A 14,932-nucleotide genomic window follows, 5' to 3' on the forward strand; every position below is an offset into this window, starting at 1 on the left:
AGATTGCTTTATCAAATGTCTCGCTGCATGCTTCATTTGCTTGGAATCTTGACAACAACTATAATACGTAGAGATTAAAACAATAAACATCGGGTGTTGTTTGAAAGGTAGATGACGACTTTGAATATATTCACAACGTTTATCTTTATGATTGTTATAGGAGCAGTCATAGGAGCAGCGACAAACCATCTTGCAATTAAAATGCTTTTTCGTCCTTATAAGCCATATTACTTATTTGGAAAACAGCTCCCATTCACACCAGGGCTCATTCCTAAAAGAAGAGATGAAGTAGCCAAGCAGGTTGGTGTAATGGTTATGGAGCATTTGCTTACGCCAGAAGGTATTCAAAAACGAATTGAATCATCGGAGGCAAAGCAAGAGATCATGTATACAGTCCATCAATATATTGACAGGGGCGCTGATATGGAGATAACAGTGCTCTCCTTGTTAGAAAGATTTGGCGTTCCGCAGGCTGACGTAAAAGCAGATGAATGGCTCCATCAGTGGTCTGATCAGAAGCTCGGTTCACTGCTTGAAAAATATGATCAGCAAATTTTATCTGAATGGATCCCTTCGGAAGTGGAAAATAAAATCTCTTCAAAAATTCCAGATGCAGCAGATTATATTTTAAAGAGGGGCATTCATTACTTTGAAAGTGAAGAAGGCAAAGCAAGACTTGGCAATATGATTGATGATTTCTTAAAGGAACGAGGAATGCTTGGCAGTATGGTCCAAATGTTTCTTGGGAATTCAAGCTTAATTGACCGTGTACATCCTGAAATCATCAAGTTTTTAAAAAATGCAGAAACAAAAAGGTTTTTATCAGATTTGCTTGTTCAAGAATGGGACAAGGTAAAGCAGTTTTCTCTTCATGAGCTTGATGAAAAATGGAATGTGAAGGAGCTTGTATTTAGTGTGAAAAGACAATTGCTATCCCATTTCTCTACAAAGCTGATGTTAGACCGACCAGTTGGAGCTTATGTCAGTGCTGTAGCGGATGATCTCAAAACACAATTTGCGCCAGTGCTGATTGATAAGGGGATTAAAGCGGCATCGAATGCTTTAGAGGGTCTGCTCGCAAAGCTTCAATTTGAAGAAATCATTCGTGAGCAAATTGAACTTTTCCCACTTGAAAAAATGGAAGAGCTTGTGATCAGCATTTCCAGTAAAGAGCTCAAGATGATTACCTTTCTAGGCGGTCTTTTAGGCGGAACGATTGGCGCTATCCAAGCTATTTTTGTCACGCTATTCTAAGACCAGCTAGAGAAATTTTGATGAATTCATTGTATATATGTGAAACGAAAGCCATAGTTTGTTATAGTGGAGTGGTGTCCGCCGATCATATCGGTGATAACGGATAGAAAGGAGACATAACATGTCTGTAAATCTTTATGATGTTGCATATGACCTTGAAAAAGCACTGCGTCATAGCGAAGAATATTCAACTTTAAGAAACCTTTATGATGAGGTAAACGAGGATGAGTCCTCTAAAAGAATGTTTGAGAACTTTCGTGACATTCAAGTAAACCTTCAACAAAAACAAATGACTGGTCAAGAGATTACACAAGAGGAAGTGGAGCAAGCTCAAAAAACGGTTGCGCTTGTTCAGCAGCACGATAAAATCTCTCAGTTGATGGAAGCAGAACAACGCGTGAGTGTTCTCATCGGTGAATTAAATAAAATTATCATGAAGCCTCTTGAAGAGCTTTATGGAAATGCAGAAGAAAATTAATTGAAAGGGCGATAAAATTCGCCCTTTTTTTATTTAACATCTCTTCTGTATATCTTTTAAAAAAAGGTTGTCGAAGCTCAAAAATTCTGCGATAATATTTATTGAAAGTGCTTTCAAAAAAGCACTCTCGTGATCAATTGGGTGCGTTTCACTTGGGATTTGCGGCGATCAGCCAAATGAGAGAGAAGCGCTTCTGGGAGAAACGCAAAGCATAAGGGGATCTGATATAAGCAATGCTTTGGTGTGTGAAAGATAAGGGGATCATGGGGAGCTTCATCACCCCATTGTTACGCATCCAAACCATACATAAAAAAAAGCCTAGGGGTAGGCTTTTTTTATTTATCGTTGATTCATCAAGCAGGGGTTGTTTCAACTGCATGTTCTAAAGCACCAAGCTAGGGCATATCCTCATCTTAAGTACAGTCATCAAGAAGGGGGATGCCTCAGTGTCAAAAAAACTACTAGCACTCAATATAGATGGAACGTTACTTCGTTCCAATGGAAAAATTCATTCCGCTACAAAAGAAGCTGTGGAATATGTAAAGAAAAAAGGGGTTTATGTGACGATTGTCACGAATCGGCATTTTCGGGCAGCACAAAAAATCGCCAAAGCGTTGAAGATTCCAAATTCAACTCTTGTGACGCATAGTGGTGCTTTTATCGCTGATAAACTTGATGAGCCGCTGCATGTGAAGAAATTAACGGAAGAAAAAACATTTAATCTTGTGCAAATTCTTGAAAGCTTTGATTGTAATGTCCGCTTGCTGCATGAAAAATTCTCTATCGGCAACCGGAAAAAAACACAGTCTCAACTGATGGGAAAGACGTTGATCCATCCGTCTGATCCGATTTTTTATCCCGTTCAATTTGTAGAATCGTTAAGTGATATGCTGATGGATGAACCGGTCAGCACACCAGTGATTGAAGTATATTCGACCGCAGAGTTTCAGCCAGAGATTTACAAGACCATTCAACAAGCATTCCCATCTGTCGATCTCATTAAGATCAGTGATGAGAAAATGAATATCGTATGCAAAGGGGTATCAAAAGAAGCAGGACTTTCTCTTTTAAGCTCAGCGCTAGGTTTTACTTTAGAAGATACGGTCGTCATCGGCCACGGGCCAGATGACATTCCAATGCTTGAGTTAGCTGGCTTAGGTGTCGCTATGGGAAATGCACCTCATTCGGTCAAGCGTAAAGCCGATTGGGTGACACGGTCTCACGATGAACAGGGCGTCGCTTATATGATCAAAGAATACTTTAGAATGCAGCAAAGGGAAGGCTTTTTACATCAATTCGATATTAAACGATAATACGGTGAAGACCCTGTCCATCAAGAAATGACAGGGTCTTCATCTGTTCCCTTCATTGCTTTTCCTAGATGAATTTTGTAAAATGAAACAAGTTTGAAGATAAAGGTGATACGATGCGAATTTTAATTAAAGGGCTGTCAGATGAGCGATTTCATCGCCCGCTTGTCAATATAGCAAACTTATTTGAAGAAGATAGTGAAGTGCTGTTTGATCTAGACGAACTGGATGATGGTTTAGTGATGGTGTTTAGCTGGAAAGAAGAACGAGGAATGATTGAAGCATCTGGCCATATCGCTGGATCAGAAATAAACAGTCGTTTTTCAAGAGATGTGCCAGAGGGCTTAAGCGATAAGGACCGCTGGAAGCAAATCAAAAACACAGTGCTCTCTGTTTATTTACACCTGCTTCAGGAGCATACAGGAATGACACAAAAATGGGGGATTCTCACCGGGATACGCCCTACGAAATTACTTCACAAGATGCTAAGAGAAGGCATGACAAAGGAAGAAGCACATGCGGCGTTAAAGCGTGATTACTTGATTCATGATGAAAAAATTGATTTGATGCAGGAGATTGTCGACCGTCAGCTTCAAGCGATTCCAGATTTGTATGACCTTCAGCAGGAAGTGAGTATTTATATTGGCATTCCTTTTTGCCCAACAAAATGTGCTTATTGCACGTTCCCTGCTTATGCCATTAAAGGACAAGCTGGAAGAGTGGGAACGTTTCTGTTCGGTCTGCATTATGAGATGCAAAAAATGGGCGCATGGTTAAAAGAACACGGGATCAAAGTGACGACCGTTTATTTTGGCGGAGGCACGCCAACGAGTATCACAGCGGAAGAAATGGATTTACTGTATGAAGAAATGTATCGCTCTTTTCCTGATGTGAAACATATTCGAGAAATTACTGTAGAAGCAGGACGTCCTGATACGATTTCGCCTGATAAGCTAGAGGTGCTAAACCGCTACAATATTGACCGGATTAGCATCAACCCGCAATCATATGAGAATGAAACACTGAAAGCCATTGGCCGGCATCATAGTGTGGAAGAAACGATTGAAAAGTATCATTTATCAAGACAGTACGGCATGAATAATATTAACATGGACTTAATCATTGGTTTACCTGGAGAAGGGCTAAAGGAATTTCAGCACTCCTTGCAGCAGACCGAAGAACTAAGGCCTGAATCTTTAACTGTGCATACACTTTCCTTTAAAAGAGCGTCTGAGATGACGCGCAATAAGGAGAAATATCAAGTGGCAGACCGTGAAGAAATCACACGTATGATGGATGAAGCGGTCGCTTGGACGAAAGCACATAAATATCATCCATATTATTTATATAGACAAAAAAACATCTTAGGGAATCTCGAAAATGTCGGGTATTCATTAGATGGACAGGAAAGTTTGTATAATATCATCATTATGGAAGAAGTCCAGACGATCATTGGCATTGGATGCGGCGCAGCCAGTAAATTTATTGATCCGCGATCAGGAAAAATTACGCAGTATGCCAATCCAAAAGATCCAAAATCGTATAATGATCGCTATGAGCACTATACGGAAGAGAAAATTCGATTCCTTGAGTCATTATTTGTTTCTCACGTTTAAACAATGCGGTGACGCAGTGTCTCAGATTGTTGACAAAGGGCTAAAATGATCTTTATTTTAGCCCTTTGTCTTCTTTTCAGCGTGATATGAAAACCCTTGAAGTCTAGGAAGGACGAGTACCGGAGCGGAGCGAATTTGACATTCGTGAGCACCGGAACGCAGGACTGACACCGAATACGAGGGTTTGTCTACAAGCTGAAAGGGTCCTTTATTCGGGACCCTTTTTGGTTAAATGGTTGTTTCTTTTTTCACTTTTGGTTTTTCTGTTTTCCATTTGAAAATTTTGTTTAGGATGTGATAGATGCGCTTAGATTCTTTCGTTACAAGGGGTCCTAAAATCGCAAGGATTAAGACATATAATGCAGCAAATGGCTTCAATGTAGCGGCAAGCCCGCCTGCAATGCCAAGCTCAGCTACGATGATTGAAAACTCTCCTCTTGAGACGATGGTTAATCCAATATTAGAAGAGGCTTTATGAGAAAAACCAGCTCTCCTTCCAGCGAACATACCGGCAGTGAAGTTCCCAATTAAGGTGAGAATCACAGCGCCGATCGCAAGCCAGAAGGCGTCTCCTAATGTAAATGGATCAATACTCAGACCGAAGCTGAAGAAGAACATCGCCCCAAAGAAATCTCTAAATGGAACAACGAGATGTTCGATGCGGTCAGAATGCTCTGTTTCTGAGAAAACAAGACCAAGTAAGAGAGCACCAATTGCCTCTGCTACATGGATCGTCTCTGAGAAACCAGCGACAAAGAACAAAGCGGCGAAAATCACAATGATGAACACTTCGTTTGAACGGATATCGAAAAGCTTGTTTAATCGTTTTGGCAGCTTACGCGCGATGATAAAGAAAAGCATCATATAACCAAAAGCGATTAAAATAGATAATAAGGCACCGCCAACAGATGTGGCATCTCCAAGGACAAGACCTGATACGACGGATAAATAAACGGCAAGGAAAATATCCTCAAACATAATAATCCCAAGAATTAATTCTGTTTCAGGGTTCGCTGTCCGTTTCAAATCCACAAGGACTTTGGCAACAATAGCACTAGATGAAATAGTGATAACCCCTGCCATAATGAGAACCTCGAGGAATCCAAATCCTGTCATAAAACCATAAAGCAGTCCTAGGCTAAAGTTGATCAAAATGTAAATAGTTCCGCCGACTGCAATGGATTTGCCCGATTTTATGAGCTTTCCGACAGAGAACTCAAGTCCAAGGTAGAAAAGAAGGAACAAGACACCCATTCTACCAAAAAACGAAATAATTTCCGTGCTTTCGATAAATTTCAAATCAATGATCCCGATGGTCGGAGCGTGCGGACCAACAATCATTCCGAGAATGATGAGAAAAGGAATGATAGAGAATTTAATTTTATTGGCAATTAAGCTGGCAATGGCGATGAGAATCAGCGCCGTCCCAACTTCAAAGACTAAATGATCCATTCATCACTCTCCCCCTCTAGAAAGAAAATCACGTATCAATCGCTTCAAGTGTTTTCTTTCGCCTGAAATGACCATCGTATCATTTGCTTGAATAATCGAATCAGCGCCCGGGTTGAGTAATTTTTCATTTGTATGTTTAATGATTGCAATCACGGTTACTTCATAATTTTGTCTCACATCTAAATCACCGAGTGTATGTCCAACCGCTTTTGCGCCTTTTTCCACCTTAAACCATTCAATGATCAAGTCATTGAAGGCCATTTCAATGGTTTCAAGTGCCTGCGGCTTATACACCATACCGCCGATAATCGCAGCGATTTGCCGGGATTCAGCATCATCGAGAGAAATGGTGGACAGAACTTCCTCTGGATCATCATCGTCAAAGCGATAAATCTCCCGTCTGCCATCATCATGAATCACAATCGTCATCTTTTCTCTATTTCTCGTTTCAATTTCAAATTTCTTTCCGATCCCTGGAAGATCATTTTCTTTAATGTTCATTTTATCCCTCCGAATATGATAGGTTGTGTTTTTCATATAGTGAATACGGATGAAATAAAATGAATCAGTAGAGGTAATTTGATTGACACATAATGGGGATCGCACACTTCATTTCCAAAAAACATAGATCAATGGATAATGCTGTTGATGGAGCTCGCTTTAAAAGAAAAGCTTTTGGATCAACCATTGATAATCTGTGCTTTAACAGAGTAGATGAGGCATGTTTTTTTGAAAATGGAGGTGTCTTCACTGCGTTTATTTCTTCATCATAGATGGATGGAGAAATAAAATGGGATGTGCTCGCTTCTGCCTGTGAAGCAAAAACGACATTTGAAAAGGGAGAAAACATGACGATGAAGCTAACCAATATGAGTATGGAACACCTTATCAATCATCCTCCCCCTTTCAAATCATTTTTTCTTTCTCATTTTACTATATAAAAATATATTTCTTGTTTCAACAATTATGCTTATTTTAGTATCAATTGATCTTGAAATTTTTTATTCAGAGGAAAAGGAATTATTCGATGGAAAGGGAAGTAAGTTATAAGCTGATAAGAAAGAGGGGAATGGATGTTGACATATATCAATTGTCAGTTAGACGGGGATATTTTTGAAATCGTTTTCAATAGGCCTGAAGCTTATAATTCATTTCATGTTGACATGTTTGCTGAATTGAAGGAAGCATGTGATACAGCGGGGGAAAGCAGTGCAAAAATCGTTGTAATCAAGGGAATGGGAAAAGGGTTTTCGGCCGGCGGAGATATTGGAATGATGCTGAAGCAGGATCGTGAAGAAGATTTTCATCGTGTGATGGATTTGATCGAGGGAATTACACTATCTCTAGCCCGAATGAAAAAAGTGACGATTGCGCTTGTCCACGGGGCAGCGGCGGGCCTTGCTTTTAGCTTTGCTCTAAGCTGTGATTATTTGTTTATGCATCAGGATGCAAAACTCGCCATGAATTTTAATGGAATAGGGTTAATTCCAGATGGCGGAGGACATTTTTTCCTCACAAAAAGAGTAAGTGAACAAACTGCCAAACAATTGATTTGGAGGGGACAAAAGCTGTCGGCTCAAGAAGCGCTCGAGCTTCGTCTCGCAGATGGCGTGTTTCAGGATGAGGTCGATACGTATCAAAAAATGTGTGTGAAGCCGTTTATAAACATGCCGCTTCAAGCTTTTATTGAAACAAAGATGATCTATTTCCAGCAGTCAGAATCACAGCTGTTAGCAGTTCTTCAAAAGGAGCGGGCGGCACAGGCAAGATTGAGGCAAAGTCATGATCACAAGGAAGGCATCCAGGCCTTTTTAGAAAAAAGACGAGTATAAACGAATGTGAGGCCGGCGAATGCCGGCTTTTTTAACGTTCAAATAAAAGCAGCTTGCCTGCATCATTAACGAGCCGATGAGAATGCTTCGTGTATTGCTGTTCGATTAAGCGATGACGCCCTAATTCCTTCGCCTTTTCATCACTATCTGTTGTGATTTTTTCATTTAATAAGGTCTCACCTGACCGATCAAATACGGTTAAAAAGTATGCTTTTTCCATTCTTCATCTTCCTTTCCTCTGTTTTTTAATGTAATTAAACAAGGGATAAGACAAAACCTCTTTTTTGCCTTTAAAAATGTGTTTTTTAGAAAGAGAGTGATAGAACGTGCATTCGTAAAAATGGCGTGATAAAATATGGACAACTACAGTATCGGACAAGGAGATAGACGTTTGACTAAGCTCACCTTTATTCATGCCGCAGATCTTCATTTAGACAGTCCATTTGCGGGAATGTCGCATATACCAAGCCAAATATTTAAGCGGCTCAAAGAAAGTACATTTCAAAGTGCCAAGAACATGTTTGAACTCGCTATTGATCGAGCAGTAGACTTTGTGCTGCTGAGCGGAGATTTATTTGATGAATCAAATCGCAGCCTGAAAGCACAGCTTTTTTTAAGACAGCAGTTTCTAAGGCTGCAAACACACGGGATTGAAGTCTTTATTATTTACGGTAACCATGATCATTTAGGCGGTGAATGGACACCGATTGAGTGGCCAGAGAATGTTCACGTTTTCTCGAGTCATACGCCAAGTGAGCAATCTTTTTATAGAGGGGATCAGCTTGTCGCAAGTATTTATGGGTTTAGCTACAAAGAGCGGGCTGTCTATGAAAATATGACATCTCATTACGTTAAAACGACAGATGCTGCCTATCACATCGCCATGCTTCACGGCACATTAGCGGGTCAAGAAGGACATGATGCGTATGCGCCATTTCAGCTTCAGCAGCTCCTTTCGCGGGATCTCGATTATTGGGCGCTTGGACATATTCATAAGAGAGCCCTTCTCCATGAAGACCCATTTATTATTTACCCTGGGAACATGCAGGGCAGACATATAAAAGAAACGGGAGAGAAAGGCTGTTACTTTGTTCACCTCTCCGAAGATTCTGAGACAGCGGAGTTTATTGGGTGTGCAGATGTCATCTTTGAGACATTGACAATAGACATCACAGAAACGGTTCATATGACGGACTTGGTGACGCTTGTAGAAAGAAAGATCAATGAACTGAAAGCGCAGGGTGTTCCTCATTTTGTGAAAATTGAATTGACTGGTGATGCGCCTGCTTACTTTGAGCACACGCAGCTTGAGGTGCTCGAGGAGCTGATGGCTGTTCTTCATGAGCAAGAAGAAGATGAAGACGTGTTCGTTTGGGTGATGTCTATTGACTGCCGAACAAACGAGGATGTCGTCTATCCAGAAGATTCCTTTTTGAAAGAACTGACATCAGAAATTGCACAGTTTGAGGCATATGAAGAGCTGCTCTCACCGATCAAGCGTCACCCAACCTATAGGAAGTCAGGGAAAGTTCTCACAAAAGAGGACGAAGTGGATATAAAAGAAGAAGCACAAAGATTGCTGACAGAACAGCTGAAGCAATTATGAGAAAAGGAGAGGCATGATGAAAATACGTTCACTCCATATTGCGAATTTCGGGAAATTTTCAAATCGAACCTTTCACTTTTCTGGCGACGGTTTTCAGCTAGTTTATGGCCTGAATGAATCGGGGAAAACGACATTGAAGGCGTTTATTGAATCGATGTTATTTGGTTTTTCAAAAAGCAAGATGTATAAGCCGAAGCAGGGGTCTTTTTATGGTGGATCTCTCACTTGTGTAGATGAGGAGTTAGGTGTCATTCATATTGAGAGAACGTCCGATCAAGGCGGTCAAGCACAGGTGTTATTACCAAATGGTGAAGTGAAAGGCGAAGCTTTTCTACGCACTATTTTAAAGGGAACGGACCGCAGATTATTCCAATCAATTTATTCATTTGATGTGTTTGGACTGCAAAATGTCCAAGCCTTAAGCCAAGATCAAATCGGTGAATTTCTACTCTTTTCAAGTTTATTTGGTTCAGATGCGGCCTCAAAGATGGATAGCAGGCTGCTAAAGCTGCAGGAGCAGCTATTTAAACCAAATGGACGCAAGCCGGAATTAAACCAGCAGCTTGATCGTTTAAAAGAGCTGACAGGCCAGCTGAAACAAGCCAAATTGGTAGAAGGCCGTTATGCCGAAAAGAAACGGGAGCATTCTGAATTAACGGAGAGTATAGAAAAGCTTCAAAATGAAATGAAACAGGTAGAAGAAAATATTCATCAACTGACGGAACACATTCGACTGTATCCCATGATAGAGAACAAGGTGGAGCTAAAAAAAGAATTGGGGCATTATCCAGAACGAGTCAAACGATTTAAACAAGAAACAGAGCATGAACTTGATAAACTAGAATCACACCTTCACCCGAAAAAAGCGCAATTGACGGCACTGAAGCAGAAATTAGATCAATTGCAAACCTCGCTGGCCCAAATGCAACCACTCTATGAAAATGATACGTTAATGGAGATGAAACATGTCGTCGATGAATCGTCTGAGGCTGAGCTTGTGATGAAGCGCTTAGCAGAAGGTAAAGCAGAGCGTGAGTCACTGAAACAAAAAATAGAAGAAGCGACAGCGAAGCTGAGGTGGCAGCGTCCAATTAAGCTGGATCAGATTGATGACTCACTTGATTTTGAGTGGGAATTAAAGGAGGCTGTCAGCCAATACGTTCGTTTAATGGATAGAAAAGCGCAGCTGGATGACCGATTTGATCAAGCAAGACATGAGCTAGAAGAAGCGGAAACCGCTCTAAAAGGATTAAAGGAACAGCAGGTCAGGCAGCAGGGCACAGAAGATGTCAGAGGAACAAGAACGAAAGAGAAACAGGTTCATTCCCGGGCGTGGTTACTCCCGGTCATGTTTATGTTTGATGCGGTGATCCTGCTCGTATTATTTTTTTTAGCAGAGTGGTGGGTGACATTCCTCTTTGCAGTGTTTTCTGTTTTTGTCTTCATTGCCATTTATCCATTCATTAAACTTTCTCAAATGAGGCGAGGAAGCGGCGGAGAGACCTCTGATTCCTTTCAGGTCCAAGCAGCTTCAGCTGAAACGCTTGTGAGGCAAAAGGAGCTTCTGTACGAAAGAATCATCCGGCAATATGAAGACTGGGAGCTAGAGCTGGAACCGGTCCAACAGCAAGTAGAGGAAATGAAAAGACAGCTGGGCTTGTCCTCAGAGCTCTCTTTCCTCGTAGAAGCCTTCCATATCCTGAAACAATTAAAAACGAACACAGCAGCATATGAGGAGCTTACTCGGGAAATAGACGTGCTCGCCGACCAGCATTCAATCTACGAGCGTAGAGTGTTAGCGTTAAGCAGCATACTTCAAAGAAATGAAGGAACCATTCAAAAGAACATCTCAGCCTTTCAAGAGATATTGAAAGATGAGGCGAAAAGAGAAAAAGAACGCCAGGCATTGAACGTATCCATTCAACATGTGGAGCAGCAGCTGACAACGCTAGAAGGGGAAATTCAATATTACGAAAAACAAATTGGCGAGCTTTTTCGTCAAGTAGAAGCGGAGTCAAAAGAAGATTACCAAGTACTTTCCCATCTATCTAAAGAATACCGGGAGCGGCTGTACAATTTGCAGCAGCTGAACCAAGAGCTGCATAGAAGCGGCAGTTTTAATGAGGAAGAATGGATTGCTCGGAAAGGATTACGCCTCCTTGAGGAGGAATGCGCAGAAGCGAAGCAGCATCTACATGACATTCAACTGAACTTGAGGAATATGGAAAAGCGCTTAGCAGAACTAGCAGTGGACATCCGGCAAATAGAAGCATCAGGTACGGTGTCTGATTTGACTCATCAGCTTGCAGCCGAGCAGGAACATGCAAAGCACCTTGCGAAAAAATGGGCAGCTATTCAGCTTGTCCGCTCCGTCATTCGAGAAAAATTGAATGAACATAAAGAAACAAGGCTGCCAGCGCTCCTTCAAAGAGCTTCCAGCTTTATTCAGCCGTTAACAAATGATCGATATGAAGCCATTTTATTTTCAACTGAAGATGACCGGCTGATTGTAAAAAGGGTGGATGGACGAATATTCCGCCCAGAGGAGCTTTCGCAGGCAACATGTGAACAAATCTATCTCGCGATTCGTTTTGCGCTCGCTTTGTCTCATCAGCAAGATTGTCAGCTCCCATTTATGATGGATGACAGCTTCGTTCATTTTGATCATGTTCGCCTAGGAAGAGTGCTGGAGATGATGAATAAAATGACTCGTTTTGAGACACAGCTGTTTTATTTCACCTGTCATCATCATATGAAGCAAGCAGCAGAAGAGAGCCAGATTACGAGTTTAGCAGTTGAATGATTGACAAATAATGACTTATGTTATACTTATATGAGCAGAAATATGGAAGGAGCTTTTATTGAATGGCTAAAGGGATCATGACCTATGATGTCGGCGAACAAGTTGACCTGCATTTATTAATTAAATCATCTACTAAAGGGATTGCAAGTAATGGCAAACCATTTTTAACATTAATTCTTCAAGATCAAAGTGGGGATATTGAGGCGAAGCTATGGGATGCAAAGCAGAATGATGAACTCACATATGCCGCGCAAACCATCGTGAAGGTAGTAGGTGACATTCATCATTATCGCGGGAGGAATCAGCTGAAGCTTAGGAATATACGCCCTGTTGCTGAAAACGAGCAAATTCGAATTGATGATTTTCTCGAAACAGCTCCTATTCCAAAACACGATATGATGGATACGATTATGCAATATATCTTTGATATGAAAAACCCTAATATTCAGCGTGTCACACGGCATTTGCTGAAGAAATACGGACAGGAATTTGCTGATTATCCAGCAGCGACAAAAAATCATCACGAATTTGTCTCAGGTCTCGCCTATCACGTGGTGTCCATGCTGCATTTAGCGAAATCAATTGTTGACCTATACCCATCACTTGATCGAGATCTTTTATATTCTGGCATCATTCTTCATGATTTAGGGAAAGTAAAAGAGCTTTCGGGTCCAGTCTCAACCACATATACAGTTGAAGGGAATTTAATTGGACATATTTCGATTATGGTGACAGAAATTGCGAAAGCTGCAGAAGAGCTTGGCATTGATTCAGAAGAAATTCTGATTTTACAGCACTTAGTACTGAGTCATCACGGAAAAGGAGAGTGGGGCAGCCCGAAACCACCAATGGTGAAGGAAGCCGAAATTCTCCACTATATTGATAATTTAGATGCGAAGATGAATATGATGGATCGTGCGCTTGAGCATGTGAAGCCAGGAGAATATACAGAACGTATTTTTGCTCTAGAGAATCGTTCATTTTATAAACCAACCTTTCATGATCAATAACAATGTCAAAACGTCCGTTTATGCGGGCGTTTTTTTCATAACTTGTCTTCTTCTCGCATAAGCATGTAACACAAAGGAAGAGAGAGCTGTTCTGAAAAAAGGAGGCGATAAAAAATGTTGTTTTTTCCATGGTGGGTGTATGCATGTATCATTGGCATTATTTTCTGTGCGTATAAATTAATGACAACGGCCAAAGAGGAGCAAGAAATTGATCAATCCTTTATTGAAAAGGAAGGAGAAATTTTTATCGAGCGAATGGAACAAGAAAGAGAGCGCAGACGTCAAGATCAGCAAGTGAAAAGATCACAGGATACGGCGGCACATGAAGATCACTCGATTGCTTAATCAGGTCATATAAAAACCCCTCTGCACGATCACGGCAGAGGGGTTTTTTGTGATTACTGGTTTTGTTGAGGTTGTTGATTTTGTGCGGGTTGTTGAGACTTTTCTTTGAATGTGTTTTCAAGTTCTTTATCTTTTACTTTCACATCGGCATCTTTCACCAATTTGTTTAAGATCGTTTGGATTTCATTTGTGTCTGCTTGTTTTTGATTAAGTAGTTCTTTTTTCAAGTCTGCTTTCATGTCATCGTATTTACCGCGTTCTTCGGTCTTTTTAATGATATGGTAGCCGAATTGTGATTTCACTGGTTTGCTGATTTCATTCACCTTTAGTTTGAAAGCAGCTTTACTGAAGTTCTCGTCCATTTGACCTTCTTTTGCGAACCAGCCTACATCGCCGCCTTGTGCTGCTGAAGCCGTGTCAGTTGAATATTCAGACACAAGGGCATCCCATTTTTCACCTTTATCTAATTTCTTTTCCACTTCGTCAGCTGTTTTCTTATCAGCTACTAAAATGTGGCTCGCGCGGATTTTTCCTTTTAGGTCATCGTAATACGCTTTTACTTCTTTATCAGTGATTTTGATGTTAGCTTTGGCAGCCTTTTGAGTCAGCAGCTCATATTTTACTTGATCTTTGATGTAATCTTTTCCGAATTCATCTTGAAGTTGTTTTAAACGATCTTCACCAAGTGTCTTTTTATATTCTTCCATTTTCTTATCAATTTCTTTATCTGATACTTTGTATTTGTCAGCAAGAACCTTTTGTTGAACAAGTAGGTTTAAAGCATCTCCACCTGCTTGTTTCTTAAGAGTTGTATAAAGCTCTTCTTTTGTGACATCTCCTGATTTTGTTGTTGCGATTACATCTTTATCACCGCTACTGCATGCGCCAAGAGTTAAAACACTTACTGCTGTTACAGCTGCTAAAGCCATTTTTTTCATTCAAAAAACACTCCTAATCTTTCCAATTTATTTATCATTGCTTGTATCATAACATATTGTGACACGCTGTAAAAAGAAATGCAAATGGGAGGGCATTCGTCTAGTCAAAAATTTGCGCGCCACATACACATATAGTGATCACAAAAAGGAGGCTGAATTATATGGGAGCAGGATATTCTAATGGGTTTGCTTTATTGGTCGTGCTATTCATTTTGCTGATCATCGTTGGTGCAGCATATCTTTACTAATTAAATCGCTGTTACAGAAAGGAGCCGTCCTGCCATGCGT

General features: G+C 40.7%; 15 protein-coding genes. 10 read left to right on the forward strand and 5 right to left on the reverse strand.

The annotated features are described in order from the left end of the window. Positions 1–120: 120 nt before the first annotated feature. The gene (locus tag NPA43_RS04815) at positions 121–1,254 is read left to right on the forward strand and encodes a DUF445 domain-containing protein (RefSeq protein WP_099728799.1); all 1,134 of its coding nucleotides are present in this window, start codon (positions 121–123) and stop codon (positions 1,252–1,254) included. Between the two features lie 121 nt (positions 1,255–1,375). Next, positions 1,376–1,732 carry a YlbF/YmcA family competence regulator gene (locus NPA43_RS04820; RefSeq protein WP_008361320.1) on the forward strand — a complete coding sequence of 119 codons (357 nt, stop codon included), beginning with the start codon at positions 1,376–1,378 and terminating at the stop codon, positions 1,730–1,732. A 148-nt stretch (positions 1,733–1,880) separates the two neighbouring features. Here the strand turns inward: NPA43_RS04820 and NPA43_RS04825 are convergent, their stop codons facing one another. Continuing rightward, positions 1,881–2,111, reverse strand: a complete 231-nt coding sequence (locus NPA43_RS04825; protein WP_256499434.1) for a hypothetical protein — start codon at positions 2,109–2,111, stop codon at positions 1,881–1,883. A 67-nt stretch (positions 2,112–2,178) separates the two neighbouring features. Between NPA43_RS04825 and NPA43_RS04830 the strand changes: the two genes are divergently transcribed. Next, positions 2,179–3,045, forward strand: coding sequence for a Cof-type HAD-IIB family hydrolase (locus NPA43_RS04830; RefSeq protein ID WP_249705405.1), 867 nt, complete (start codon positions 2,179–2,181; stop codon positions 3,043–3,045). Positions 3,046–3,158: 113 nt separating this feature from the next. Further along, the gene (locus NPA43_RS04835; protein WP_249705406.1) at positions 3,159–4,658 is read left to right on the forward strand and encodes a coproporphyrinogen III oxidase; all 1,500 of its coding nucleotides are present in this window, start codon (positions 3,159–3,161) and stop codon (positions 4,656–4,658) included. A gap of 228 nt (positions 4,659–4,886) precedes the next feature. On the opposite strand, the gene NPA43_RS04840 is transcribed toward NPA43_RS04835, so the two are convergent. Further along, positions 4,887–6,110 carry a cation:proton antiporter gene (locus tag NPA43_RS04840; protein WP_099728553.1) on the reverse strand — a complete coding sequence of 408 codons (1,224 nt, stop codon included), beginning with the start codon at positions 6,108–6,110 and terminating at the stop codon, positions 4,887–4,889. Between the two features lie 3 nt (positions 6,111–6,113). Then, positions 6,114–6,611, reverse strand: a complete 498-nt coding sequence (locus tag NPA43_RS04845) for a cation:proton antiporter regulatory subunit (RefSeq protein WP_099728552.1) — start codon at positions 6,609–6,611, stop codon at positions 6,114–6,116. 572 nt (positions 6,612–7,183) lie between these two features. Between NPA43_RS04845 and NPA43_RS04850 the strand changes: the two genes are divergently transcribed. Then, the gene (locus tag NPA43_RS04850) at positions 7,184–7,942 is read left to right on the forward strand and encodes an enoyl-CoA hydratase (RefSeq protein ID WP_256499435.1); all 759 of its coding nucleotides are present in this window, start codon (positions 7,184–7,186) and stop codon (positions 7,940–7,942) included. A 31-nt stretch (positions 7,943–7,973) separates the two neighbouring features. On the opposite strand, the gene NPA43_RS04855 is transcribed toward NPA43_RS04850, so the two are convergent. Then, a complete protein-coding gene (locus NPA43_RS04855) occupies positions 7,974–8,162 on the reverse strand; it encodes a YhzD family protein (protein ID WP_256499436.1) in 189 nt (62 codons plus the stop codon). Positions 8,163–8,333: 171 nt separating this feature from the next. On the opposite strand from NPA43_RS04855, the gene NPA43_RS04860 reads away from it, so the two are divergent. From NPA43_RS04860 to NPA43_RS04875, 4 genes are all read left to right on the forward strand, one after another. Beyond that, on the forward strand, positions 8,334–9,548 hold the full coding sequence (locus NPA43_RS04860) for a metallophosphoesterase family protein (RefSeq protein WP_256499437.1): 1,215 nt from the start codon (positions 8,334–8,336) through the stop codon (positions 9,546–9,548). Positions 9,549–9,564: 16 nt separating this feature from the next. Then, on the forward strand, positions 9,565–12,351 hold the full coding sequence (locus tag NPA43_RS04865) for an ATP-binding protein (protein WP_256499655.1): 2,787 nt from the start codon (positions 9,565–9,567) through the stop codon (positions 12,349–12,351). 62 nt (positions 12,352–12,413) lie between these two features. Further along, positions 12,414–13,361, forward strand: a complete 948-nt coding sequence (yhaM, locus tag NPA43_RS04870; RefSeq protein WP_099728545.1) for a 3'-5' exoribonuclease YhaM — start codon at positions 12,414–12,416, stop codon at positions 13,359–13,361. A 114-nt stretch (positions 13,362–13,475) separates the two neighbouring features. After that, a complete protein-coding gene (locus tag NPA43_RS04875) occupies positions 13,476–13,706 on the forward strand; it encodes a sporulation YhaL family protein (protein ID WP_041089925.1) in 231 nt (76 codons plus the stop codon). A gap of 53 nt (positions 13,707–13,759) precedes the next feature. Here the strand turns inward: NPA43_RS04875 and NPA43_RS04880 are convergent, their stop codons facing one another. Continuing rightward, positions 13,760–14,644, reverse strand: coding sequence for a peptidylprolyl isomerase (locus NPA43_RS04880; protein WP_099728544.1), 885 nt, complete (start codon positions 14,642–14,644; stop codon positions 13,760–13,762). A 161-nt stretch (positions 14,645–14,805) separates the two neighbouring features. On the opposite strand from NPA43_RS04880, the gene NPA43_RS04885 reads away from it, so the two are divergent. Further along, entirely contained in the window at positions 14,806–14,892 is an 87-nt protein-coding gene (locus tag NPA43_RS04885; protein ID WP_008361129.1) for a YjcZ family sporulation protein, read from the forward strand. Positions 14,893–14,932: the final 40 nt, after the last annotated feature.

This window comes from Bacillus pumilus, assembly GCF_024498355.1.
Lineage (GTDB): Bacteria > Bacillota > Bacilli > Bacillales > Bacillaceae > Bacillus > Bacillus pumilus_P.

Coding starts and splice junctions, on each gene's coding strand:
- NPA43_RS04875 (WP_041089925.1), top strand. CDS start 13,476: ATGTTGTTTTTTCCATGGTGGGTGTATGCATGTATCATTGGCATTATT.
- NPA43_RS04880 (WP_099728544.1), bottom strand. CDS start 14,644: ATGAAAAAAATGGCTTTAGCAGCTGTAACAGCAGTAAGTGTTTTAACT.
- NPA43_RS04850 (WP_256499435.1), top strand. CDS start 7,184: ATGTTGACATATATCAATTGTCAGTTAGACGGGGATATTTTTGAAATC.
- NPA43_RS04885 (WP_008361129.1), top strand. CDS start 14,806: ATGGGAGCAGGATATTCTAATGGGTTTGCTTTATTGGTCGTGCTATTC.
- NPA43_RS04845 (WP_099728552.1), bottom strand. CDS start 6,611: ATGAACATTAAAGAAAATGATCTTCCAGGGATCGGAAAGAAATTTGAA.
- NPA43_RS04855 (WP_256499436.1), bottom strand. CDS start 8,162: ATGGAAAAAGCATACTTTTTAACCGTATTTGATCGGTCAGGTGAGACC.
- NPA43_RS04840 (WP_099728553.1), bottom strand. CDS start 6,110: ATGGATCATTTAGTCTTTGAAGTTGGGACGGCGCTGATTCTCATCGCC.
- NPA43_RS04865 (WP_256499655.1), top strand. CDS start 9,565: ATGAAAATACGTTCACTCCATATTGCGAATTTCGGGAAATTTTCAAAT.
- NPA43_RS04835 (WP_249705406.1), top strand. CDS start 3,159: ATGCGAATTTTAATTAAAGGGCTGTCAGATGAGCGATTTCATCGCCCG.
- yhaM (WP_099728545.1), top strand. CDS start 12,414: ATGGCTAAAGGGATCATGACCTATGATGTCGGCGAACAAGTTGACCTG.
- NPA43_RS04825 (WP_256499434.1), bottom strand. CDS start 2,111: ATGCAGTTGAAACAACCCCTGCTTGATGAATCAACGATAAATAAAAAA.
- NPA43_RS04820 (WP_008361320.1), top strand. CDS start 1,376: ATGTCTGTAAATCTTTATGATGTTGCATATGACCTTGAAAAAGCACTG.